The organism is Lichenibacterium dinghuense (genome assembly GCF_021730615.1).
In the GTDB taxonomy this organism is placed as follows: Bacteria; Pseudomonadota; Alphaproteobacteria; order Rhizobiales; family Beijerinckiaceae; genus Lichenihabitans; species Lichenihabitans dinghuensis.
Window position 1 is genome coordinate 1,640,225 of sequence record NZ_JAJLMN010000001.1, and the last position, 20,930, is coordinate 1,661,154.

A 20,930-nucleotide genomic window follows, 5' to 3' on the forward strand; every position below is an offset into this window, starting at 1 on the left:
AGGCAAAATCAATGAAAAACCCCGGAAGCGGCGGCTTCCGGGGGCTCGAACCTTCGACGATGTCGGGCGGCGGGGCCGCCCTACTCCGCCGCCTCCATCGGCTTCACGCGGTCGTTGGCGACCTTGGAGAAGGACTTGCCGGTCTTCTTCTCGAAGGCGTCGATCTCCTCCATCTTGGTCTGCACGTGGCGCGAGAAGACGAAGTCGGCCGGGCGCTGGTTGGCCAGCGAGATCTCGGGCGCCATCTTGCCGTCGGTGCGGATGCCCTTGAGGCCGAGCGTCAGCATCTTCCAGGGCGCCTTGACGGCGTCCTTCACGGCGGTGGCCTCGAAGCCGCAGTGGACCATGCAGTCGGCGCATTTCTCGTAGTTGCCGACGCCGTACTTTTGCCACTCGGTGCCGTCCATCAGCTCCTTGAAGCTCTGGGCGTAGCCTTCGCCGAGCAGGTAGCAGGGCTTCTGCCAGCCGAACACCGTGTAGGTCGGGTTGCCCCAGGGGGTGCACTCGTAGGTCTGGTTGCCGGCGAGGAAGTCCAGGAACAGCGGCGACTGGAACCAGGGCCAGGCCTTGCCGCCCTTGCCGCGGGCGAAGATGCCCCGGAACAGCTCCTTGGTCTTGGCGCGGTTGAGGAAGTGCTGCTGGTCGGGCGCGCGCTCGTAGGCGTAGCCGGGCGACACCGTGATGCCGTCGATGCCCATCTCGGTGACGGTGTCGAAGAAGCGGGCCGCCTTCTCGGGGTCGGCGTCGTTGAACAGCGTGGTGTTGATGTTGACGCGGAAGCCCTTGGCCTTGGCGGCCTTGATGGCCGCGACGGCCTTGTCGTAGACGCCCTTCTGGCACACCGACTTGTCGTGCATCGACTCGTCGCCGTCGAGGTGGACGGACCAGTTGAAATAGGGGCTCGGCTTGTACTGGTCGAGCTTCTTCTCCATCAGCAGCGCGTTGGTGCACAGCGTGACGAACTTCTTCTTGGCGATGGCGCCGCGCACGATCTCGGGCATCTCCTTGTGCAGCAGCGGCTCGCCGCCCGCGATGGAGATGACGGGCGCGCCGCACTCGTCGATGGCCTTCATGGCGTCCGCGTAGGACACGCGCTGGTTCAGGATCTTGTCCGGATAGTCGATCTTGCCGCAGCCCGCGCAGGCGAGGTTGCAGCGGAACAGGGGCTCCAGCATGAGCACCAGCGGGTAGCGCTTGCGGCCGGTGAGGTGCTGCTTGAGCACGTAGGCGCCGATGCGCGCCGTCTGGTGGAAGGGGATGCCCAAGTTCAAAACTCCTTCAGGCCGGACCGGCGTGGCGGCCGGCCGTGGGGTGGGTTCAAAGGTCGGCGAGTTCCGCCGGGAGGCGGAACGAGATGGTCTCTTGGACGCCCGGCATGATCGAAAGTTCGACCGGCCGAACGCGCCGGAGCGCGTCGATGACGTCCTCGACGAGGACCTCCGGCGCCGAAGCGCCGGCCGTCACGCCGACCACGTCCGCGTCCCGCACCCAGGCGGCGTCCAGCATGGAGCCGTCGGCCACGAGGTAGCTCGGGACGTCGCATTCGCCGCCGATCTCGCGAAGGCGGTTGGAGTTCGACGAGTTGGCGGCGCCCACGACGAGGATGACGTCCGCGATCCGACCGAGGTCGCGCACCGACGTCTGCCGGTTCTGCGTCGCGTAGCAGATGTCCCGCGTTTCGGGACCCACGATATCGGCATAGCGCGCCTGCAAGGCCGCGATGATGCCGCGCGTGTCGTCGACCGACAGCGTGGTCTGGGTGATGTAGGCGACGGGCGCGTCGGCGGGCACCGGCAGGGCCTCGACGTCGGCCACGCTGCCGACGAGATGCACGGGCGCCGGGACGCGGCCGAGCGTGCCCACCACCTCGGGGTGGCCGGCGTGGCCGATCAGCACCACCGTGCGGCCCTGACCGACATAGCGCGCGCCCTGCCCGTGCACCTTGGCGACCATCGGGCAGGTGGCGTCGAGCAGGCGCAGCCCGCGCTCGGCCGCCTCGTCCTCGACCGAGCGGGCGACGCCGTGGGCGGAGAACACCGTGACGGCGCCGGGCGGCACCTCCGACACGTGTTCGACGAAGACCGCGCCCTTGGACTTCAGCGTGTCGACGACGTGGCGGTTGTGGACGATCTCGTGGCGCACGTAGACCGGGGCCCCGTGCTTCTCCAGCGCGCGCTCGACGATCTCGATCGCCCGCACCACGCCGGCGCAGAAGCCCCGCGGCTGCGCCAGGAGGACCTTCATCGACCGCTGTGTCGGCTCACCGTTCATCCCATCCCCGTCCCGTGCGAACGCCAAGGCTAAGGGCTCGCGGCATGTCCGAATCCGACACACGATCTCACGTCGTTATGGAAATCGCGCCGGTGCCGCAATGACCTGAATCAGGATCGGCTCAGTTCCGCGCCACCTGTGGCGCGGGCGAGACAGCGCTCCCGACCCATCGCGCGGACGTGTTCCCGATGTCCTCATCGATCGATTGTTAGGGTTAAGCTCCCTTTAAACAGTGGATGACATGGTCGACCCATCCGCCGGCCGTCGGGGACCTTCGCCCCGACGCCACAGCATGGGGACTCCATTCATGGGCAAGCTGAACGCCCTTCTTCTCGCGGGAGCGGTGGCCTTCGGCGCCATCGGGTCCGCCCACGCGGCCGATCTGCCGTATCCGCCCCCGATCGAGCCGATCGCGCCCGAGCCCGTCGACTTCGGCGGCTGGTACCTGCGCGGCGACGTCGGCGTCGGCTCCTCGCTGCGCCCGGACATCCGGTCCTCCTTCGACGCCAACGTCACGGTGCCGAACCCGCGCTTCGACGAGCGCCAGCTCGGCGACTCCGCCTTCGTGGGCGGCGGCGTCGGCTACCAGCTCAACAACTTCCTGCGCTTCGACGCCACCGGCGAATACCGCACCGCCCAGTCCTACAACGCGTCCGAAAGCTACAACTCCGGATACTTCAACACCCCGCGGGACAACACCCGCTCCTATGACCTGTACACGGGCCAGGTGCAGAGCACCGTCGCCCTGGCCAACGTCTACGTCGACGCCTTCCACTTCCACCGCGCGACGCTGTTCTTCGGCGGCGGCATCGGCGCGTCGTTCAACCGGGTGGCGGGCCTGACCGACGTCGGCGTCGGCGGCACGAACCAGGGCTTCGGCTACGCCCGCGAGCGCAGCAACGCCAGCCTCGCCTACCAGGGCACCGTGGGTCTCGCCTACGACATCACGCCCAACGCCAAGCTCGAAATCGCCTACCGCTACCTCGACATGGGCGACGTGCGCTCGGGCGCGATCAACTGCCAGAACACCTCGACCTGCCCGCACGAGGTCCAGAAGATCGGCCTCGCCTCGCAGGACGTGAAGATCGGCATGCGCTGGCTCTTCGCCGACGTGCCGGAGGTCGCCCCTGCCCCGGCGCCCTACTACCCGCCGCCGCCGCCCGCCGCCCCGCTGGTGCGCAAGTACTGACCGCGGGACACCTTCATCTCCACAAGCGACCGGGCGGGCCTCGCGGCCCGCTCTTTCTTTTCGCCGCCGGCCTCGCGCCGCTCCAGCATGGTTAAGCCCGCTTTAAGGGCTCGCGCCTATGGTTTCTGCCAGGTTGACGCGCGCGGTCGCGGGCGTTTCAGGAACGGGATCGGCGGATCATGCGGCTCGGAACGGCAACGGCGGTCGCGGCCCTGGCCGCGGCGTCACATCTGGCGACGGGACCGGCGCGGGCGGCCGACATGCCGGCCTACTACATGCCGCCCGCCTCCGAGGCCCCCGTGGCCGGACCGGTGGAGTTCGGCTCCGGCTGGTACCTGCGCGGCGACGCCGCCTTCGGGCCGGAGGACAAGCCGAAGCTGGTCCTGGGCAACGTCGGCGGCGCGCCGAGCTTCGACCGCCGGGGCAGCGCCATCGGCTACGCCTTCGGGGCCGGCGCGGGCTACAAGATCGACGACTGGTTCCGCGTCGACGTCACCGGCGACTACCTCGACCCGTTGCGCTACGCGGCGAACATCCCCTGCGGCGCGAACTGCGCCATCAACCAGCGCACCGAGGTGCAGCGCTTCGACGGCCTGGTGAACGGCTACGTCGACCTCGGCACCTACGCGGGCTTCACGCCCTACGTCGGCGCGGGCGCGGGCGTCGCCGGCTCGGTGGCGGACGGCTCCCTGCGCGTCGACGGCGCCCCGCTCCAGGGCGGCGTGATCGACCCGCGCACCGGCACGACGGTGACCTCGGGCCTGCCGTCCCGCACCGACTACCGCTTCGCCTGGGCCGCCATGGCGGGCGTGTCCTACGCCCTGGCGCCCCACACCCTGCTCGACATCGGCTACCGCTACCTCGACCTCGGGCGCACGACCGTGTCGCTGTTCCCCTCCGCGGCCGTGACCCGCGACCTGTCCACCCAGGAAGTGCGGTTCGGCGTGCGCTACATGATCGATTGAAGGACGCACTCCGGCTTGTCCATATCCTGCCATTAACCATTGAAGACCTACCGTTCCGGTCGAAGCTTGCGGCACGGAACAGTTCGAGATGATCGACCCATCCCTTCTCTCCACCCCCTCGTCCGGGGCGACTTCCTCTCCGTTTTCAAGGTCGAGCACCAGCTTCGATGGCACGGCCGTCTTCGAGCCGACCGTCGGCCCCAATGCGGTGCTCATCAGCGGCTCGGCCACCAACGCGACCAGCATCGCCGGCCTGACGATCAACGACAATGGGAACCCGCTCGTCACCCTTCCCGGGTTCCAGAACTCGAACGCGAGGTGGGTGTTCGATGCCACGCTCGCGCCTGGCCGGCATGTCATCACCGCGACGGTAGCGGATCTGTCGGGGATGCTGCCCTATTCCGTGATCGCCCCCTACATTCTCGTGACAGGCATCCAGAACCAGCCCTACGTCTACCAGGAACTCGACGAGAACTCTGCCGGAGTAGTGAGCCGCATCAGCAATTATGACGGCTCGGGCAACCTCGTGAGCCAGACCGCGGTCGCGGTGAACGGGAGCGCCGCGGCGCCCCTGTCGGTGTCCTTCGACCCGACGGCGGCCTTCGAGAGCTCGACGGCGGCCCAGCTCACCGGGACGACCTCGGCCTACGGCAGCGCGTCCTCGATCGAGATCTTCGACGGCGCGGCGGCCGCGACCGTCGACCCGCAGTCCGGCGCCGTCCTGTCGGGAGCGCGAGCGCTCGGCTACGCCACGATCAACCCGGACGGCACCTGGAGCTTCGACGCCCACGTCGGCCCGGGGCCCCACGTGTTCACGGCGGTGGCGACGGGCATGAGCGGAGCGGTCGCCTCGGCGCAGAGCTCGTTCTCGATCCAGGCCGGCGTCGTCGGCAGCCCCTACGTCTACCAGGAGATCGACCACGGCGCGTCGGGCGCGGTCGCGGCCACGACGTCCTACGCGGCGGACGGCAGCGTCGTGGCGCGCAGCAACAACGGCGGCCCGACCGTGAACGGCGGCTCGTCGACCGCCGAGGTGATCCGCAGCGCCTCGGACGACGTGATGACGGGCGACGGCAGCGGCAACACGACGTTCTTCTTCCGCCGCGGCTTCGGCCAGGACGAGATCACCAACTTCAACTACCTCAGCGCGACCCAGAGCCCGGCCGGGATCGAGCACGACGTGATCAGCCTGCCGCAGTCAGCCTTCACGAAGATGGCCCAGGTGATGCGCCACACCACGACGTCCCTCGACGGCGATGCCGTGATCCACCTCAGCCCGACCGACTCGATCAAGCTCGACGGCGTCACCAAGGCGGACCTGATCACCCACCCCAACGTGTTCCGCTTCCACACCTGAGACGCGCCGGCCCGCCGGCGCGTCGCGCCGCGGGCCCGTGCCTCAGCGGCGCGCCGGCACGGGCGCGCCGACGGCGGCGCGCGCCGCTGTGGTCCGCGCGACGCCGCGCGACGCCAGCACGGCGACGAGGCTGATCGCGGCCGCGATGCACAGCCAGACGGCCGGCAGCGCGCGGTTGTTGTTGAGGCTGATGAGGTAGGTGGACATCAGGGGCGTCACGCCCCCGAACAGCGCCGTCGCCAGGCTGTAGGCCAGCGAGAAGCCCGCCGTGCGCACCTGCTGCGGCACGATCTCCGACAAGTAGGGGATCATGGAGCCGTTGTAGAGGCCGAAATAGGCCGAGAACAGCAGCTCGACGGCGAGCAGCTTGCCGAAGCTCGGCCCGGCGGCGAGCCAGGCCATGACCGGATAGGCGGTGAGGATGGCGGCGATCGGCACGATCGTCAGCAGCGGCAGGCGGCCGACGCGGTCCGAGATCGTGCCGCCGATCGGCAGCCAGATCAGGTTCGACAGGCCCACGCAGACGGTGACGATCAGCACGTCGCCGCTCGCGAGCTTCAGGGCCTGCACGCCGAAGGTCGGCGTGTAGATGGTGACGAAGTAGAATAGCGTCGTGGTGGTGGCGACGAGGCCGAGCCCGACCAGCACCACGGCCCAGTTGGCCGTGAGCAGCAGCAGCACCTCGCTGGTGCGGCGCGCCTTGTGCATACGCTTGAACTCGTCGGTCTCCTCCAGCGAGCCGCGCAGCCAGAAGATCAGGGGGATGATGGCGCAGCCGATCAGCACCGGCACGCGCCAGCCCCAGGCCGTCATGTCGGCGGGCAGGAGAAAGGCGGTGAGCAGGGCGCCGAGCAGCGCGGCGAAGACCACCGCCACCTGCTGGCTGCCGCTCTGCCACGACGTGTAGAAGCCGCGGCGCCCCGGCGTCGCGATCTCGGCGAGGTAGACCGACACGCCGCCGAGCTCGGCCCCGGCCGAGAAGCCCTGCAGGAGGCGGCCGATCAGGATGATGACCGGCGCCGCGACGCCGATCGTCGCGTAGCCGGGCGTCAGCCCCAGCGTCAGCGTGCCGAGCGCCATCAGCCCCAGCGTGACCAGCAGGCCCTGCCGGCGCCCGACGCGGTCGATGTAGGAGCCGAGCACGATGGCGCCGAGCGGACGCATCAGGAACGAGATGGAGAAGGTGGCGAGCGAGGCCATCAGCGAGGCGAACTCGCTGTCCGACGGGAAGAAGGTGCGGCCGATGGCGGCCGCGTAGATGCCGTAGACGAAGAAGTCGTATTGTTCGAGGAAGTTGCCGGTGGCGACGCGGAACACGTTGCCGATGCGGCGGTTCCTGTCTTCGCGCGTCAGGCTCATCCTGTTGACCTCCCCCGAGAGCCGATCGCCGGGCTCTGTTTCGAGACGGTCGCGACGGGCCGGCTTTTTCGCAAGCCTCCGGTCATTGGAACGCCGAATCGCCGCGCGTCAAGGGTGCGGCCCCGCCCGCACGCGACGGACGCGCGAGCGGGCCGCCGCGGCTCGCTCCATCTGCACAGTCGTCACGGAGCGCTTTCGACGCTAAGACGGCGGACAGCCGTCGACCCACGCGTGCAGGCGCGCGGGGGCCGACCCCGCGCGGGATCGCGGGATCGCCCACAGGAATGAGCAGTCATGTTCCGATCGCTGATGACGTCGAGACGCTTCGCGCCGCTGTTCTGGTGCCAGTTCTTCTCGGCCTTCAACGACAACGTCCTCAAGACCGCCCTCGTCTTCGTCATCCTGTTCAAGGTCGGCGGCACCTCGCCGACCACGGCCGCCATGCTGGTGACGGTGGCGGGCGCGCTGTTCGTCGCCCCCCCGCTGATCCTGTCGGGCCTCGGCGGCCAGTGGGCCGACCGCTACGACAAGGCCTGGGTGGCGCAGAAGCTCAAGCTCGTCGAGATCGCCGCGGCGCTGTTCTCGGTGCTGGGCTTCGTGCTGGTGTCGGTGCCGCTGCTGTTCACCGCGCTCGTGATGTTCTCGGCCATCGCGGCGCTGTTCTCGCCCGTCAAATACGGCATCCTGCCCGACCACCTCCGCCCCGAAGAGCTGCCCACCGGCAACGCGCTGGTGGAGGGCGCCACCTTCATCGCCATCCTGCTCGGCACCATCGCGGGCGGCTGGGCGGCCGCCGACGACCACGCGCTCGCCTACGGGGCCGCGGTGTCGGCCTTCGCGGCGCTGTGCTGGGGCGCGAGCCTGATGATCCCCGCCACGGAGGAGGGCGACCACGACCTCGCGGTCGACGCCAACCTGTTCCGCTCGACGGGCCAGCTCGTCCGCCACCTCCACGCGGACCGGCGCCTGTGGTGCTGCGGGCTCTTCGTGAGCTGGTTCTGGGGGACCGGCGCGGTCGCGCTCAACCTGCTGCCGATCCTGGTCAAGACGGACCTGCACGGCAGCGAGGGCACCACCACGGCCGCGCTGGCCGTCTTCTCGGTCGGCATCGCGGTGGGGTCGGGCGTCGCCTCCTGGTTGTCCGCGGGCCGCGTCATCCTGCTGCCCACCGCGCTGGCGGCCGTGCTGCTCGGGCTGTTCTCGCTCGACCTCGGCTGGGGCGCCGCGCACTTCTTCGCCGACCGCACGCTCGGCGCGGCGGACCTCCTGGCGCGCCCCGACGGGATCCACGCCGCGGTCGACCTGTTCATGATCGCCGTCTCGGGCGGGCTCTTCATCGTGCCCGTCTTCACCGCCGTGCAGGTGTGGAGCACCGCCGAGGACCGCGCCCGCAACATCGGGGCCGTCAACATCCTGTCGGCCGCCTTCATGGTGGCGGGCGGCCTCGCCACCTTCGCCCTGCAGTTCGCCGGGCTCACCTCGCCGCAGATCTTCGCCGTGCTGGGCGTCGCCAACCTCCTCGCCGCCTGGTGGATCTTCCGCAGCCTGCCGACCAGCGCCTTCCGGGACCTCCTGTCGGTGATCCTGCGCTGCTTCTACCGGATGGACGTGCGCGGCCTCGACAACTTCGCCAAGGCGGGGCCGAACCCCATCATCGCGCTGAACCACGTGAGCCTGCTCGACGCCGGCCTCGCCCTGTCGCTGCTGGACGAGGAGCCGGTCTTCGCCATCGACGCCACGATCGCCACGCGCTGGTGGGTGAAGCCCTTCCTGAAGCTCACCCAGGCCATGCCGATCGACCCCGCGAAGCCGCTGGCGACGCGCGCGCTGATCAACGCCGTGCGGGCCGGGCGGACGCTGGTGATCTTCCCCGAGGGCCGCATCACCCGCACCGGCAGTCTGATGAAGGTCTACGACGGCGCGGGCCTCATCGCCGACAAGACCGGCGCGCCGGTGGTGCCCGTGCGCATCGACGGGCTGGAGCGCACGCCCTTCTCCTACCTGACCGTGTTCCAGACCCGGCCGCGCCTCTTGCCCAAGGTCCACGCCACCGTGCTGGAGCCCAAGCCCGTGCACGTGCCCGAGGACCTGTTCGGCAAGCGCCGGCGGCAGGCCGCGGGCGCGGCGCTCTACGACGTCATGTCGGAGGCCGCGTTCCGCACCTCGCGCATCGACCGCACGATCGTGGAGGCCACGCTGGCGGCCGGCGCCGAGCACGGCTGGAAGCGCGTGGCCCTGGAGGACCCGGTCGCGGGCGCCCTCACCTACAAGCGCACCGCGATCGGGCTGCGGGTGCTCGGCGCCAAGCTGATGGGGCTCGCGCCCCAGGGGAAGGCCGTGGGCGTGATGCTGCCCACCGCGGCCGGCACCGCCGTCACGGTCCTGGCGCTGCAGTCGGCGGGCCGCGTGCCCGCCATGATCAACTTCACGGCCGGCCCCGCCAACGTGCGGGCCGCCTGCGCGGCGGCGGGCGTCAGCACGGTGCTGACCTCGCGCGCCTTCGTCGAGAAGGCCAAGCTCGACAAGCTCGTCGCGGCCATGTCGGAATTTGCGCGCATCGTCTGGCTGGAGGACGTGCGGGCCACGATCACCGCGGCCGACAAGCTCCGCGGCCTGCTGAACTACAAGGAGCCGCTGGTGGCGCGCCGGCCGGACGACCCGGCCGCGATCCTGTTCACCTCGGGCAGCGAGGGAGCGCCGAAGGGCGTGGTGGTGAGCCACCGCAACCTGCTCGCCAACGTGGCCCAGGTGGCGGCGCGCATCGACTTCGGCCGCGCCGACAAGATCTTCCAGGTGCTGCCGATGTTCCACGCCTTCGGGCTGATGGCGGGGCTCGTGCTGCCGCTGGTGTCGGGCGTGCCGGTGTTCCTGTACCCATCGCCGCTGCACTACCGGATCGTGCCGGAGCTGGTCTACGGCAACAACTGCACGGCCATCTTCGGCACCGACACGTTCCTGGCCGGCTACGCGCGCTCCTCCAACGCCTACGACTTCCGCTCGCTGCGCCTCGTCGTGGCCGGCGCCGAGGCCGTGAAGGAATCGACCCGCAAGACCTACCTCGAGAAGTTCGGGCTGCGCATCCTCGAAGGCTACGGCATCACCGAGACCGGCCCCGTGCTAGCCGTGAACACGCCGATGTTCAACCGCTTCGGCACGGTCGGGCGCCTGCTGCCGGACGTCGAGGCGCGGCTCGCCCCCGTCGAGGGCGTCGAGGGCGCGGGGCGGCTCTCCGTGCGCGGGCCCAACGTGATGCTGGGCTACGTGCGCGGCGGCGACCTCGGCCAGCTCGAGCCGCCGCCGGACGGCTGGCACGACACGGGCGACATCGTGGCGATCGACGCGGACGGCTTCGTGTCGATCAAGGGCCGCGCCAAGCGCTTCGCCAAGATCGCGGGCGAGATGGTGTCGCTCGCCGCGCTGGAAGCGGTGGCGGCCGACCTGTGGCCCGACAGCGGCACGGCCATGACCACCCTGCCCGACCCGCGCAAGGGCGAGCGCATCGTGCTGGTGACGGAGCGCAAGGACGCGACGCGCCAGGGCTTCGCGGCCTACGCGCGCGAGCACGGCGTCGCCGACGTCGCCATGCCGTCCGAGGTGGTGGTGGTCGACGCCCTGCCGCTGCTCGGCTCCGGCAAGCTCGACCATCCGGCCGTGGCGCGGATGGTGCGCGAGCGGGCCGAGGAGCAGCCGCCGCGGGCCGCGGTGGGGTGAGGCGGGCGGCGCCTCCTCCACGACGGCCGCGGTAGCCTCACCTGTCTTCGGCCAGGAGGTGGGCCCTTCTCCCCGCGAAGGGAGAAAGGCGCTGATCCCGATGCTCCGAGATGTCTTGAATCGCGGTCGTCGAGGGAGAGGGGGAGCGGACGGCGTCGCATCTTTGCGCCCCTATCGTTCAAAGCATCGTCGTCCGGGCGCCGATGAACCCGCTCGGCCGCCATATGAAATCCGTCCGATCCCTTCGGGATGCGGATTTCGGCTTCGCTCATGCGCCGCGCGGGGTGGTGATACGGCATCCCGGCCTGTTCGGCCGGATACCGTATCACCACCCCGCTCGACACCGGGTCGGCGAAACCGAAGGGCCCCGCCGGGGAGCGGTCAGCCGAACTCGGGCGCCCGCTCCCCGGCCCGCACGGGCACGGCCAAGCGGTTCGCGGGCGGCGACAGGGGGCAGGTCCAGGCCGGCGAATAGGAGCAGGACGGGTTGTAGCTGAAGTTGAAGTCGAGCACCGTCCGGCCCGCGGCGTCGGTGCCGAGGTCGGCGCTCTTGATCGTGTCGACGAGGTAGCGGCCGCCGCCGTAGGTGCCATGGCCGGCCGTCGCGTCGGCGAAGGGCAGGAAGGCGCCGCCGCCGTAGCCCGCCACCCAGTAGAGCGTCAGCTCGGCCCCCAAGGCCCCGGCGAGCCCCCGCGTGCGCGCGAAGGGCCGAAGCGACAGCGCGCCGTCGTGCCCCGCGTCGGCCGCCACGGGCGCGGCCGCGAGCGGGTCGAGGTCGACGGCGAAGCGCAGCGCCGGGTCGTAGTCGAAGAAGGGCAGGCCGGCGAAGCGCTCCCGCGCCCCCGGCTCCAGGGGCGACTGCGGGTGGTCGCGGAACAGCCGGTCGCGCGCCTCGCGCCACAGCGTCCAGGCCCGGCGCGGGTCGGGCTCGGCCCGCACGGCGCCGTAAAGGTCGGACACGCGCCGCCGCCAGTCCCACAGCGCCGGGTAGCCGCCCGCCGCATCCGCGTCCGCCATCCCGCCGCCCTCAGATGTGGTAGGTGTAGTGCTCGACCACCGCCGCGGTGCGGCCGCGCATCTCGGCGATGGAGGTGCCGTCGAGCAGCTTGGCCGACAGGTCGCGCACCTCCGTCATCAAGAGGCGCACCGAGCAGCTTTCGACGTCGCCGCAGTCGTCGCAGGGGCGGTAGCGCGTGCGGCTGGCGCAGCCGATGGGGGCCAGCGGCCCGTCGAGCGCCCGGATGGCGTCGCCCGCCATGATCTCGGACGGCGGGCGCGACAGGCGGTAGCCGCCGTTCTTGCCCTTGCGCGCCACCACGAGGCCGGCGTTGCGCAGGTCGCCCAGGATGGCGTCGAGGAACTTCTTCGGGATGGATTCCGCTGTGGCGATCTCCAGCGACTGCGCGGTCGCGTCGGGCTGGAGGCCGGCGAGGTGCACCAGGGCCTTGAGGCCGTATTTGCCCTTGTTGGTCAGCATCGGGATCCGCGGCGCGCGGCGCGGTCCGCGCCGACGACGGGCCGGGCACCATCGCCGCGCCGACGATCATACCCATGATATAGAGATTCGATGCCGCGCGCGGAAGCGCCCGGCGGCCCCCTCACGGCGGGGCGGGCGCGTCCGGCGGGCGCCGCAGGTTCCGGACCACCGCGGCCCAGAAGCCCTCGGCCCGTGCCGCGGCGTCGGCCGCCTCCGGGCGCTCGGGATCGGCGGGGGCCGGTTCCGTCTCGTGCGGGTGCGGAAGGCGGGCCCCGAACAGGGCGCCCTCGGGCCAGAATGTGGCAGCCAACAGGTCGACCGTCATGGCATCCTCCGGTGCGGCGCCGGGTTCCGGCCGGCGCCCAGATGCAGCATGGATCGTGCCACCGGGGGCTGTCGAGCCCTCGCGCGAAGAAGTCTATGTGATCTGTAGACGGTGAGGCCGCACGCATCAGGACTGCGGCGCCTCGAACCCATCGTCGTCGGGGGCACTCCCGCGCGATCGGGTGATCCCGCGCGAGCGCGGACCGCCCTACCCCGTCTCGGCGAACTGCTCGCGGTTGAAGCGCATCTGCTCCCGCCGGCTGCCCAGGACGACGACGCGGCCCTGGAACGCCGCGACGACCGCGCGGGTCTTGGCCCGCTGCAGGCGGTTCCAGTTCCAGGCGTAGCGCAGGAACGCGAGGTCGACGCGCTCGGGGCATCCAGGCGCCGAATCCGCGCGGACGCGGCCGTAGCTTTCGATGATGCGACGGATCACGCGCGGCATCGTCACCCGGCGCGGGAGGTCGAGATAGATGAGCGTGTCGGCCCGCGCCAGACGGGAGGCGATCACGCCCTTGTAGTTGCCGTCGATCACCCAGGCCGGCAGCGCCGCGATGCGCTCCACCTCGGCGTGGAACTCCGCTTCCGGCGCGGGCCGCCAGCCAGGGCGGTGGAAGGCCTGATCGAGGTGGAACACCGGCAGGCCGTGGCGCGCGCCGAGGCGCCGCGCCAGCGTGGACTTGCCGCTGCCGCAGGGGCCCAGGATGATGATGCGCTGCATGTGCGGGGTCTGCTCCGCCGTCCGGGCGGCCCTGATAGAGCCCGCGCGCGCGCGGATCCACCCCTGGACGCAGACCGGGCCGTCAGTGCGCCCCGCCGCCGCCCGCGGCCCGGCCGGGCCGGCTCATCAGCGGCGTCACGGCCGCCAGGGCGACGAACAGCACCGTCAGGGCGAGGAACACGTCGGCGAGCGACATCACCAGCGCCTGCCCGCGCACGATCAGCGCCAGCCTCTTCGTGGCCGCGACGGCGGCGTCCGATCCCATGCCGGCATAGGCCCCGGTGAGGGCCGACAGGGTGCGCTCGGCCGCCTCGTGGCCCCAGGCCACGCTCTCGTGCAGGCGCTGCAGGTGGAGGTCCCAGCGGTCGTTGATCAGCGTGTTGATGATGGCCAGGCCCACCGCGCCGCCGAGGTTGCGGGTGAGGTTGTAGAGGCCCGAGGCGTTCTTCAGCCGCGCCGGCGGCAGCGTGCCGAGCGCCACGTTGTTGATCGGCACCATCGCGGTCATCAGCGAGAAGCCGCGCAGCATCTGCGGCACGAGCAACTCCCAGAAGTCCCAGTCCTTCGTGATGGCGGAGGCCATCCAGGTGCCCACCGCGAAGCCGGTGAAGCCCACCGCGATGAGCAGGCGCGGGTCGACCTTGCCCATCAGCCGCCCGACGACCGGGGCCGCCACGAACATGCACAGGCCCGACACGAACATGGTTTCGCCGATCTGCAGCGAATCGTAGCCGCGCACCCGGGCGAGGAAGATCGGATACACGTAGGTGAGGCCGTAGAGCCCGATCCCCATCACGAAGGAGAAGATCGAGCCGAACATGAAGTTGCGGTTCTGGAAGGCCGACAGGTCGACGATGGGCTGCTTCGCCGTGAAGGCGCGCCAGAAGAACAGCGCGGCGCCGAGCACGGAGGCGACGGCGCAGACCGCCACGGCCTGCTCGGCGAACCAGTCGTGCTGCGGCCCCTCCTCCAGCACGTATTCGCCGCCGCCGAGGAAGGCGGCCATGCCGGCGAGCCCCCACCAGTCGAAGCGGTCGAGCAGGGACAGGTCGGGCTCGTCGAAGTCGATCAGAAACCAGGCCAGCAGCGACACGACGATGCCGGGGCCGACGTTGACCAGGAACAGCCAGTGCCAGGAGAACAGGTCGGTGAGGTAGCCGCCGACCGTCGGCCCGATGGTGGGGGCCAGCGTCGCCACGAGGCCGATCATGGGGCCCACGACGGGCTGCTTCTCGCGCGGGAAGATCGTGTAGGCGGCGGCGAAGACCGTGGGGATCATGGCGCCGCCGACGAAGCCCTGCAGCGCCCGGTAGACGATCATCTGGCCGATGTCGGTCGCGGTCGAGCACATGAAGCTCATGGCCGTGAAGCCGGCGCAGCTCGCGAAGAACAGGTAGCGGGTCGAGAAGGCGCGCGACAGGATCCCGCTCAGCGGGATCATGATCACCTCGGCGATGAGGTAGCTGGTCTGCACCCAGGCGACCTCGTCCGAGGAGGCGGACAGGCCGGCCTGGATCTCGGCCAGCGAGGCCGACACGATCTGGATGTCAAGGATCGCCATGAACATGCCGAACACCATCGCGATGAAGGTGATCAGCTTGCGCGTGTCGGTGGCGGGGGCGGCGGCCGGCGCCGCGGCGGTGAGGGCGGCGGCGGCCACGGCGGCTCCCTCCCTCAGCGCTCGGCGGTGTGGCGCTGGGCGGCCTCGGCGCGGCCGAGGCCGAGCGAGGCGGCCGCGTCCTTCATGCGGCGCGTCACGCCGTCGACGATCGGCCCGATCGCGCCCGCGACCGTCGGGGCCGGCTCGGACGCGTCGCGGGTGTGCACCTCGACCTCGACCGACAGGCCCGGCCGCAGGATGCCCTCGCGCGCCACCTCGGCCGGCACCGCGATGCGCACGGGCAGCCGCTGCACCACCTTGGTGAAGTTGCCGGTGGCGTTCTCGGGCGGCAGCATGGAGAACTCGGCGCCGGAGGCCGGCGCGATGCTCTCGACGCGCCCCTCGACGGCGCGCTCGCCGTAGGCGTCCGGCTGGATGACGACGCGCTGGCCGGGCTTCAGCCGCGCCACCTGCGTTTCCTTGAAGTTGGCCTCGACGTAGGCGCTGTCCAGCGGCACCAGCGACAGGAGGCGGCCGCCCGTCTGCACGTACTGGCCGGGCTGCACCGACTTGTTGCCGACGACGCCGTCGAAGGGCGCCTTCACGGTCGTGAAGGCGAGGTCGCGCTCGGCGCGCGCCAGGGCGGTCACGAGCTCGGCGCGGACCTTCTCGGCCTCGACCTTCTGCGCCTTGAGCACGTCGATCGCCGCCTCGGCCGAGGTGACTGAGGCCTGCGCGCTGGCCACGGAGGCGGCCGAACGGTCGCGGTCGGCGCGGGCCGCGTCGAGCCTCTGCTGCGTGCCGTAGCTCGAGCGCATCAGGCTGTCGGCGCGGTCGAACTCGGCCGCCTCGCGCGTCGCGTCGGCCTTGGCGGAGGCGAGCGCGGCGCGGGCCTGGTCCACGGTCGCGGCGCCGGCCGCGACCTGGCGGCCGATGCGCGCCACCGTGGCGTCCTGCGTGTCGATGCGGGCGCGGGCGGCCTCGACCGCGTTGACGTAGTCGCCGTCGTCGATGCGGGCCAGCACCTGCCCCTTCTTCACGACGGCGTTGTCCACCACCGGCACGACGCTGACGTAGCCCGCCACCTTGGCGGCGATCGTCGACATGTCGGCCTTCACGTAGGCGTCGTCGGTCGTGACCAGGAAGCGGCCCTCGACGAAGTAGCGGTATCCCTCGAAGCCGCCGCCGCCCAGCGCCGCAGCCAGGAGCAGCGGCAGGACGACGCGCTTCTTCCTGCGCTTCGGCGCCGCGATGACGCCCGCGGGCGGCAGGATCTCGCCGTCGCGCGCGGCGGCGGCCGGGGGCGAGCCGGATCGGAGCGCCACCGCGCCCTCGGGCGCCGCGCCGGGGGCGGCGGGATCGGTCCGCGTCGTCTCGGTCTCGGCCATCCTCGCCCCCATCGCTGCCCGGCGGAGCCGGATATAACCGAGAAAGGTGACTGAACCGTTCGGTCAGGCCTCGATCTATCGCGGGTTTGCGGCTAGATCAAGGGGCGACCGAACCGTTCGGTCATCACGGTCGAGGACGAGATGGACGGCGGGATTGACAGGACGGCCGGGACGTTGCGCTGTCGCGCGGACAACATGGAGCATCCCTTGGCCGCCCCCTTCGAGACGCGTCTCGACGCCGCGCCGAGCCGCGAGGACGGCGCCAAGCGGCGCCAGATCCTCGACGGCGCGCGGCGCGTGTTCCTGTCGACCGGCTTCGACGGCGCCAGCATGAACGAGGTGGCGCGGGCGGCGGGCGTGTCGAAGGGCACGCTCTACGTGTATTTCGCCAGCAAGGAGGAGCTGTTCGCGGCCCTGCTGCGCGACGAGAAGAGCGAGCAGGCCGAGCAGCTCTGCCGCTTCGACGACGACGGGCCCGACGTGGCCGCCAACCTGCACGGCTTCGGCACGGCCTTCATAACGCTCGTCCTGCGCGCCGATTCGATGGCCCACATGCGGACCGTGATGGCGGTGGCCTCGAAATTCCCCGAGATCGGACGCGCCTATTACGAGGCCGGGCCGGAGACGGGCCGGCGGCGCCTCGCACGCTACCTCGGCCGGCAGGCGGAGGCGGGCCGGCTCAAGCTCGACGACGCCGAAGAGGCGGCCCAGCACTTCTTCGACCTGTGCAAGGGCCACATGTTCATCGAGGCGATGCTGGGGCTGCGCGCCGAGCCCGGGCGGGCCGAGGTGGAAGCCCAGGCCGGGAAGGCCACGGCGCTGTTCATGCGCCTGTACGGGGCGTGACGCGGGGCGGGCGACGGGGTCGGTCGCACCCGGTCCGCCCGCGAAACGCCGGCTACTCGGCCGCGACCCGCGCGCTCGCCCCCGCCGCCATCGCGTCGCGCACCTCGGCCACGATCTCGAAGGAGCGCAGCCGCGCCGCGTGGTCGTGCACCATGGCGGTGACCAGGATCTCGTCGGGCCGGTGCTCGGCCACGAAGGCTTCGAGCCCGCGCCGCACCGTGTCGCGCGAGCCCACGATCGCCTGCGACAGGGCGCTCTGGAGCACCATCCGCTCGCGCGGGCCCCACTCGTGGGCGCGGTCCGCCAGCGGGCGCGGCAGCTTGCCGGGCGTGCCGAGCCTCAGCGCGATGAACTGCTGCTCGACCGAGGTGAACAGGTGGCGTGCCTCCTCGTCGGTGTCGGCCGCCGTCACGTTGAGGCAGACCATCATGTGCGGCCGCACGAGCTGCGCCGAGGGGCGGAAATGAGCCCGGTACAGCGCGATCGACTCGCGCATCTGCGCCGGCGCGAAATGCGCCGCGAAGGCGTGCGGCAGGCCGAGCGCCGCGGCGAGTTGGCCCCCGTAGGTGCTGGAGCCGAGGATGGTGATCGGCACGCCGAGCCCCTCCCCCGGCACCGCCCGCACCTGCTGGCCCGGCTGGGCGTCGGCGAAATAGTGCTGCAGCTCCATCACGTCGCGCGGGAAGTCGTCGGGGTCGGTCAGGGTGCGGCGCATGGCGCGCGCCGTGACGCCGTCCGAGCCCGGCGCGCGGCCGAGCCCGAGGTCGACGCGCCCCGGATGGAGGGCCGCCAGCGTGCCGAACTGCTCCGCGATGGCCAGCGGCGCGTGGTTGGGCAGCATCACGCCGCCCGCGCCGACGCGGATCGTGCTGGTGCCGTCGAGCACGTGCATGGCCGCGACCGCCGTCGCCGCCGAGGCGATGCCCACCATGTTGTGGTGCTCGGCCAGCCAGTAGCGGTGGAAGCCGAGCGCCTCGGCGCGCTGCGCGAGGGAGCGGGCGTTGCGCAGCGCGTCGCCGGCGTCGGAGCCCTCCGGCACGGGGGCGAGGTCGAGCACGGAGAAGGGGATCATGGCGGCTCCCGCGTGGGAGGCGGGCCGGGACCCGCCGATGCATGCGAGATGGGGATGCGCCCCCGCCCCCTTCAACCGGGCGCGCGCGCCGTCACGCTGCGGCGGTGACGGCCTCCATCTCGTCGCCGCGCGTGACGGCCTCGAACTGCGCGATGGGGGCCGGGCGGCCGAGCAGGTAGCCCTGCACCTCGTGGCACAGTTCGGCGCCCAGGAAGCCCAGCTCGGCCGCGGTCTCGACGCCCTCGGCCAGGATCGACAGGTCGAGCCCGCGCCCGAGCTCCAGGATGGCGCGCACGATGGCGGCCGCCTGCGGGTTGGTGTCCACCGACTGCACGAAGGAGCCGTCGATCTTGATGCGGTCGAACGGGAAGGCCCGCAGGTTCGACAGCGACGAGTAGCCCGTGCCGAAGTCGTCCATGGCGACCTTGACGCCGAGGGCCTTCAGGCGCCGCAGGGCCGCGAGCGCGCGGCCGATGTCGCGGATCAGCGCCGTTTCGGTGATCTCCAGCTCCAGGCGGGTCGGGTCGATGCCGGTGTCGCGCAGCACGGCCTCGACGAGCTCGGCGAAGCCGGGCGCGTGGAGCTGCACGGCCGACACGTTGACGGCGACGCGCAGGGGGGCGGCCCAGCTGGCGGCCTCGGCGCAGGCGGTGCGGAGCACCCATTCGCCGATGGGCAGGATGGCGCCGCTGTCCTCGGCGATGGGCACGAACAGGGCGGGGGACACGAAGCCGCGCTCGGGGTGGCGCCAGCGCAGCAGGGCCTCGAAGCCGACCGTCATGCCGGTGCCGGTGGCCATCTGGGGCTGGTAGACGAGGCCGAGCTCGCCGCGGGCGACGGCGGAGCGCAGGTCGTGCTCGATGCGGCGGCGGTCTCGGACGGCGTCGCCCATGCCCGGCTCGTAGAAGCGGGCGGTGCCGCGCCCCTCCGCCTTGGCGCGGTAGAGGGCCGTGTCGGCGGCGCTGAGCAGGGCGTGGGCGTCGGCGCCGTCGGCGGGGAACAGGGCCACGCCGACGCTGATGCCGATCGCCGGGCCCGAAACGGTGCGGGCCGCGCGCCGGGCCACCGCGTCGAGCAGGGCCTTGACCTTGGCCTCGGCCGCCGCCGCGCCGGCGTCCGGCAGAAGCATCGCGAACTCGTCGCCGCCGAGGCGCGCCGCGATCTCACCGCCGTCGAGCACGCCCGAGATCTTGCGGGCCACCGCCTTCAGCATCTCGTCGCCGGCCCCGTGGCCGAAGATGTCGTTGACCTCCTTGAAGCGGTCGAGGTCGAGGCACAGCACCGCCAGCGTGCCGCCGCGCCGCTGGGCGGCGGCGAGCGCGTCGTCGAGCGCCGCGCCGAACCAAGCGCGGTTGGGCAGGCCCGTCAGGGCGTCGTGGTGGGCGAGGAAGCGGATGCGCTCCTCAGCGAGCTTGCGGGCGCGCAGGTCGCGCACCGCGATCGCCGTGTGGGGGCGCCCCGCGAAGACGATGGGGTGGGCGATGACCTCGACCGGCACGTGGGCACCGCCAGCGGTGACGAGCTCCGTCTCCTCCGCGCAGTCCGGCTCCGCCAGGACGTGGGCGAGCGCGGCGGACTCGGGGAACAGGCGAGACAGCGGCACCAGCGCGAGATCGTCCGGCGCGAAGCCCGACAGCTCCGCGAAGCTGGCGTTGACGATGGCCACGGCGCCCCCCTCGCAGATCAGCAGGCCCTCGACGGCGGCGTCGGCGAGCGAGCGCATGCGGTCGCCCTCCAGGGCGCTGCGGTTGCGGGCGCGGATGTCGGCGGCGAGGCCGAGCAGCGCGAAGAGCACCACGAGCACGCCGGCCAGCGCCACGGCGACGGCCAGCGTGCGCCCGTCGAGGACGCTCGCCGGCACCGCCACGCCCGGGTCGGGGTGGATGCCGACGGCGCCCATGCCGATGAAGTGGTGGGCGCAGATGGCCGCCGAGAGCAGCAGGGCGGCGAGGCCCTGGCGGCAGCGCCAGCCGGTCTCCGCCACGGCGAGTGCCGCCGCCGCGAGGGCGACGCCGAGCGCCACCGACACCGCCACGAGGCCGACGTCCCAGTCGATGCGGCCCGCGACGCGATAGGCCGCCATGCCGCCGTAGTGCATGGCGCCGATGCCGAGACCCAGCACGGCACCGCCGAGCACGACGCCGCGCGGGCCGCGGCCGTCGAGCGCCAGGGCGAAGCCCGCCCCCGTGAACAGCACGGCGGCCACGAGCGAGCAGGCCGTGAGCCCGATCGCGTAGCCGCTCGGCAGGCCCGGCTCGAAGGCCAGCATGGCGATGAAGTGGGTGGCCCAGATGCCGACGCCGCCCGCCATGGCGGCGACGCCCAGCCACAGCGCGCGGATGCGGCCCTCGCTGCGGCGCGCGTGGTCGACCAGCGTCACCGACCCCACGGTGGCGAGCGAGCAGACCACCACGGCCAGCGCGACCAGAAGCATGTCGTGCCGATCGACGAAGCATCCATAGACGCGCAACATAGAACCCAAGTCTCCCACCGGACGTGCAGATCCCGTAGGCGACGGCACTTAACGGATGATGTTCCGCGCGCCGCGCCCACAGCAACATTCGCGATGGAACCTTTCATCGATCGGCCTGCGGGGCGGGGGCTTGTTGAGGAGCGGCCACGCAACCGAGAACATTCGCACTCGTTTCGA

General features: G+C 71.6%; 16 protein-coding genes. 5 read left to right on the top strand and 11 right to left on the bottom strand.

Going from position 1 to position 20,930, the window contains the following annotated elements:
- Positions 1-80: 80 nt before the first annotated feature.
- Both hpnH and ispH read right to left on the bottom strand, forming a co-directional pair.
- Positions 81-1,265, bottom strand: a complete 1,185-nt coding sequence (gene hpnH / locus L7N97_RS07875) for an adenosyl-hopene transferase HpnH (RefSeq protein WP_237477766.1) — start codon at positions 1,263-1,265, stop codon at positions 81-83.
- Positions 1,266-1,317: 52 nt separating this feature from the next.
- Positions 1,318-2,244 carry a 4-hydroxy-3-methylbut-2-enyl diphosphate reductase gene (gene ispH / locus L7N97_RS07880; RefSeq protein WP_237477767.1) on the bottom strand — a complete coding sequence of 309 codons (927 nt, stop codon included), beginning with the start codon at positions 2,242-2,244 and terminating at the stop codon, positions 1,318-1,320.
- A gap of 319 nt (positions 2,245-2,563) precedes the next feature.
- Here ispH and L7N97_RS07885 point away from each other — a divergent pair, with 319 nt between their 5' ends.
- The 3 genes from L7N97_RS07885 to L7N97_RS07895 all read left to right on the top strand — a co-directional run bounded on the left by L7N97_RS07885 (position 2,564) and on the right by L7N97_RS07895 (position 5,782).
- Positions 2,564-3,460 (top strand): outer membrane protein, encoded by an 897-nt coding sequence (locus L7N97_RS07885; RefSeq protein ID WP_237477768.1) that lies wholly within the window; start codon positions 2,564-2,566, stop codon positions 3,458-3,460.
- A gap of 179 nt (positions 3,461-3,639) precedes the next feature.
- Positions 3,640-4,425 carry an outer membrane protein gene (locus L7N97_RS07890; protein ID WP_237477769.1) on the top strand — a complete coding sequence of 262 codons (786 nt, stop codon included), beginning with the start codon at positions 3,640-3,642 and terminating at the stop codon, positions 4,423-4,425.
- A 388-nt stretch (positions 4,426-4,813) separates the two neighbouring features.
- Positions 4,814-5,782 (top strand): hypothetical protein, encoded by a 969-nt coding sequence (locus tag L7N97_RS07895; RefSeq protein WP_237477770.1) that lies wholly within the window; start codon positions 4,814-4,816, stop codon positions 5,780-5,782.
- A 42-nt stretch (positions 5,783-5,824) separates the two neighbouring features.
- Here the strand turns inward: L7N97_RS07895 and tcuC are convergent, their stop codons facing one another.
- Positions 5,825-7,141, bottom strand: coding sequence for an MFS transporter (gene tcuC, locus L7N97_RS07900; protein WP_237477771.1), 1,317 nt, complete (start codon positions 7,139-7,141; stop codon positions 5,825-5,827).
- Between the two features lie 294 nt (positions 7,142-7,435).
- Between tcuC and L7N97_RS07905 the strand changes: the two genes are divergently transcribed.
- Positions 7,436-10,852, top strand: a complete 3,417-nt coding sequence (locus L7N97_RS07905; RefSeq protein WP_237477772.1) for an acyl-[ACP]--phospholipid O-acyltransferase — start codon at positions 7,436-7,438, stop codon at positions 10,850-10,852.
- Positions 10,853-11,233: 381 nt separating this feature from the next.
- Here the strand turns inward: L7N97_RS07905 and L7N97_RS07910 are convergent, their stop codons facing one another.
- From L7N97_RS07910 to L7N97_RS07935, 6 genes are all read right to left on the bottom strand, one after another.
- Positions 11,234-11,869: a DUF1684 domain-containing protein gene (locus tag L7N97_RS07910; protein WP_237477773.1), complete on the bottom strand. Its 636-nt coding sequence runs from the start codon at positions 11,867-11,869 to the stop codon at positions 11,234-11,236.
- A gap of 10 nt (positions 11,870-11,879) precedes the next feature.
- Positions 11,880-12,329: an RrF2 family transcriptional regulator gene (locus L7N97_RS07915; protein WP_237477774.1), complete on the bottom strand. Its 450-nt coding sequence runs from the start codon at positions 12,327-12,329 to the stop codon at positions 11,880-11,882.
- Positions 12,330-12,450: 121 nt separating this feature from the next.
- On the bottom strand, positions 12,451-12,654 hold the full coding sequence (locus L7N97_RS07920) for a hypothetical protein (protein WP_237477775.1): 204 nt from the start codon (positions 12,652-12,654) through the stop codon (positions 12,451-12,453).
- Between the two features lie 207 nt (positions 12,655-12,861).
- Complete coding sequence (locus L7N97_RS07925) at positions 12,862-13,374, bottom strand: P-loop NTPase family protein (RefSeq protein ID WP_237477776.1); 513 nt, start codon at positions 13,372-13,374, stop codon at positions 12,862-12,864.
- 82 nt (positions 13,375-13,456) lie between these two features.
- A complete protein-coding gene (locus L7N97_RS07930; RefSeq protein ID WP_237477777.1) occupies positions 13,457-15,034 on the bottom strand; it encodes a DHA2 family efflux MFS transporter permease subunit in 1,578 nt (525 codons plus the stop codon).
- Positions 15,035-15,048: 14 nt separating this feature from the next.
- Positions 15,049-16,362 (bottom strand): HlyD family secretion protein, encoded by a 1,314-nt coding sequence (locus L7N97_RS07935; RefSeq protein WP_237477778.1) that lies wholly within the window; start codon positions 16,360-16,362, stop codon positions 15,049-15,051.
- A gap of 207 nt (positions 16,363-16,569) precedes the next feature.
- Here L7N97_RS07935 and L7N97_RS07940 point away from each other — a divergent pair, with 207 nt between their 5' ends.
- A complete protein-coding gene (locus L7N97_RS07940) occupies positions 16,570-17,208 on the top strand; it encodes a TetR/AcrR family transcriptional regulator (RefSeq protein ID WP_237477779.1) in 639 nt (212 codons plus the stop codon).
- Positions 17,209-17,260: 52 nt separating this feature from the next.
- On the opposite strand, the gene L7N97_RS07945 is transcribed toward L7N97_RS07940, so the two are convergent.
- A complete protein-coding gene (locus tag L7N97_RS07945) occupies positions 17,261-18,280 on the bottom strand; it encodes an LLM class flavin-dependent oxidoreductase (protein WP_237477780.1) in 1,020 nt (339 codons plus the stop codon).
- Between the two features lie 91 nt (positions 18,281-18,371).
- Positions 18,372-20,753 (bottom strand): bifunctional diguanylate cyclase/phosphodiesterase, encoded by a 2,382-nt coding sequence (locus tag L7N97_RS07950; protein WP_237477781.1) that lies wholly within the window; start codon positions 20,751-20,753, stop codon positions 18,372-18,374.
- Positions 20,754-20,930: the final 177 nt, after the last annotated feature.

What these genes read in the sequence shown, in the direction of transcription:
- ispH (WP_237477767.1), bottom strand. Translation starts at nt 2,244, where the DNA reads ATGAAGGTCCTCCTGGCGCAGCCGCGGGGCTTCTGCGCCGGCGTGGTG.
- L7N97_RS07885 (WP_237477768.1), top strand. Translation starts at nt 2,564, where the DNA reads ATGGGGACTCCATTCATGGGCAAGCTGAACGCCCTTCTTCTCGCGGGA.
- L7N97_RS07890 (WP_237477769.1), top strand. Translation starts at nt 3,640, where the DNA reads ATGCGGCTCGGAACGGCAACGGCGGTCGCGGCCCTGGCCGCGGCGTCA.
- L7N97_RS07895 (WP_237477770.1), top strand. Translation starts at nt 4,814, where the DNA reads ATGCTGCCCTATTCCGTGATCGCCCCCTACATTCTCGTGACAGGCATC.
- tcuC (WP_237477771.1), bottom strand. Translation starts at nt 7,141, where the DNA reads ATGAGCCTGACGCGCGAAGACAGGAACCGCCGCATCGGCAACGTGTTC.
- L7N97_RS07905 (WP_237477772.1), top strand. Translation starts at nt 7,436, where the DNA reads ATGTTCCGATCGCTGATGACGTCGAGACGCTTCGCGCCGCTGTTCTGG.
- L7N97_RS07910 (WP_237477773.1), bottom strand. Translation starts at nt 11,869, where the DNA reads ATGGCGGACGCGGATGCGGCGGGCGGCTACCCGGCGCTGTGGGACTGG.
- L7N97_RS07915 (WP_237477774.1), bottom strand. Translation starts at nt 12,329, where the DNA reads ATGCTGACCAACAAGGGCAAATACGGCCTCAAGGCCCTGGTGCACCTC.
- L7N97_RS07920 (WP_237477775.1), bottom strand. Translation starts at nt 12,654, where the DNA reads ATGACGGTCGACCTGTTGGCTGCCACATTCTGGCCCGAGGGCGCCCTG.
- L7N97_RS07925 (WP_237477776.1), bottom strand. Translation starts at nt 13,374, where the DNA reads ATGCAGCGCATCATCATCCTGGGCCCCTGCGGCAGCGGCAAGTCCACG.
- L7N97_RS07935 (WP_237477778.1), bottom strand. Translation starts at nt 16,362, where the DNA reads ATGGCCGAGACCGAGACGACGCGGACCGATCCCGCCGCCCCCGGCGCG.
- L7N97_RS07945 (WP_237477780.1), bottom strand. Translation starts at nt 18,280, where the DNA reads ATGATCCCCTTCTCCGTGCTCGACCTCGCCCCCGTGCCGGAGGGCTCC.
- L7N97_RS07950 (WP_237477781.1), bottom strand. Translation starts at nt 20,753, where the DNA reads ATGTTGCGCGTCTATGGATGCTTCGTCGATCGGCACGACATGCTTCTG.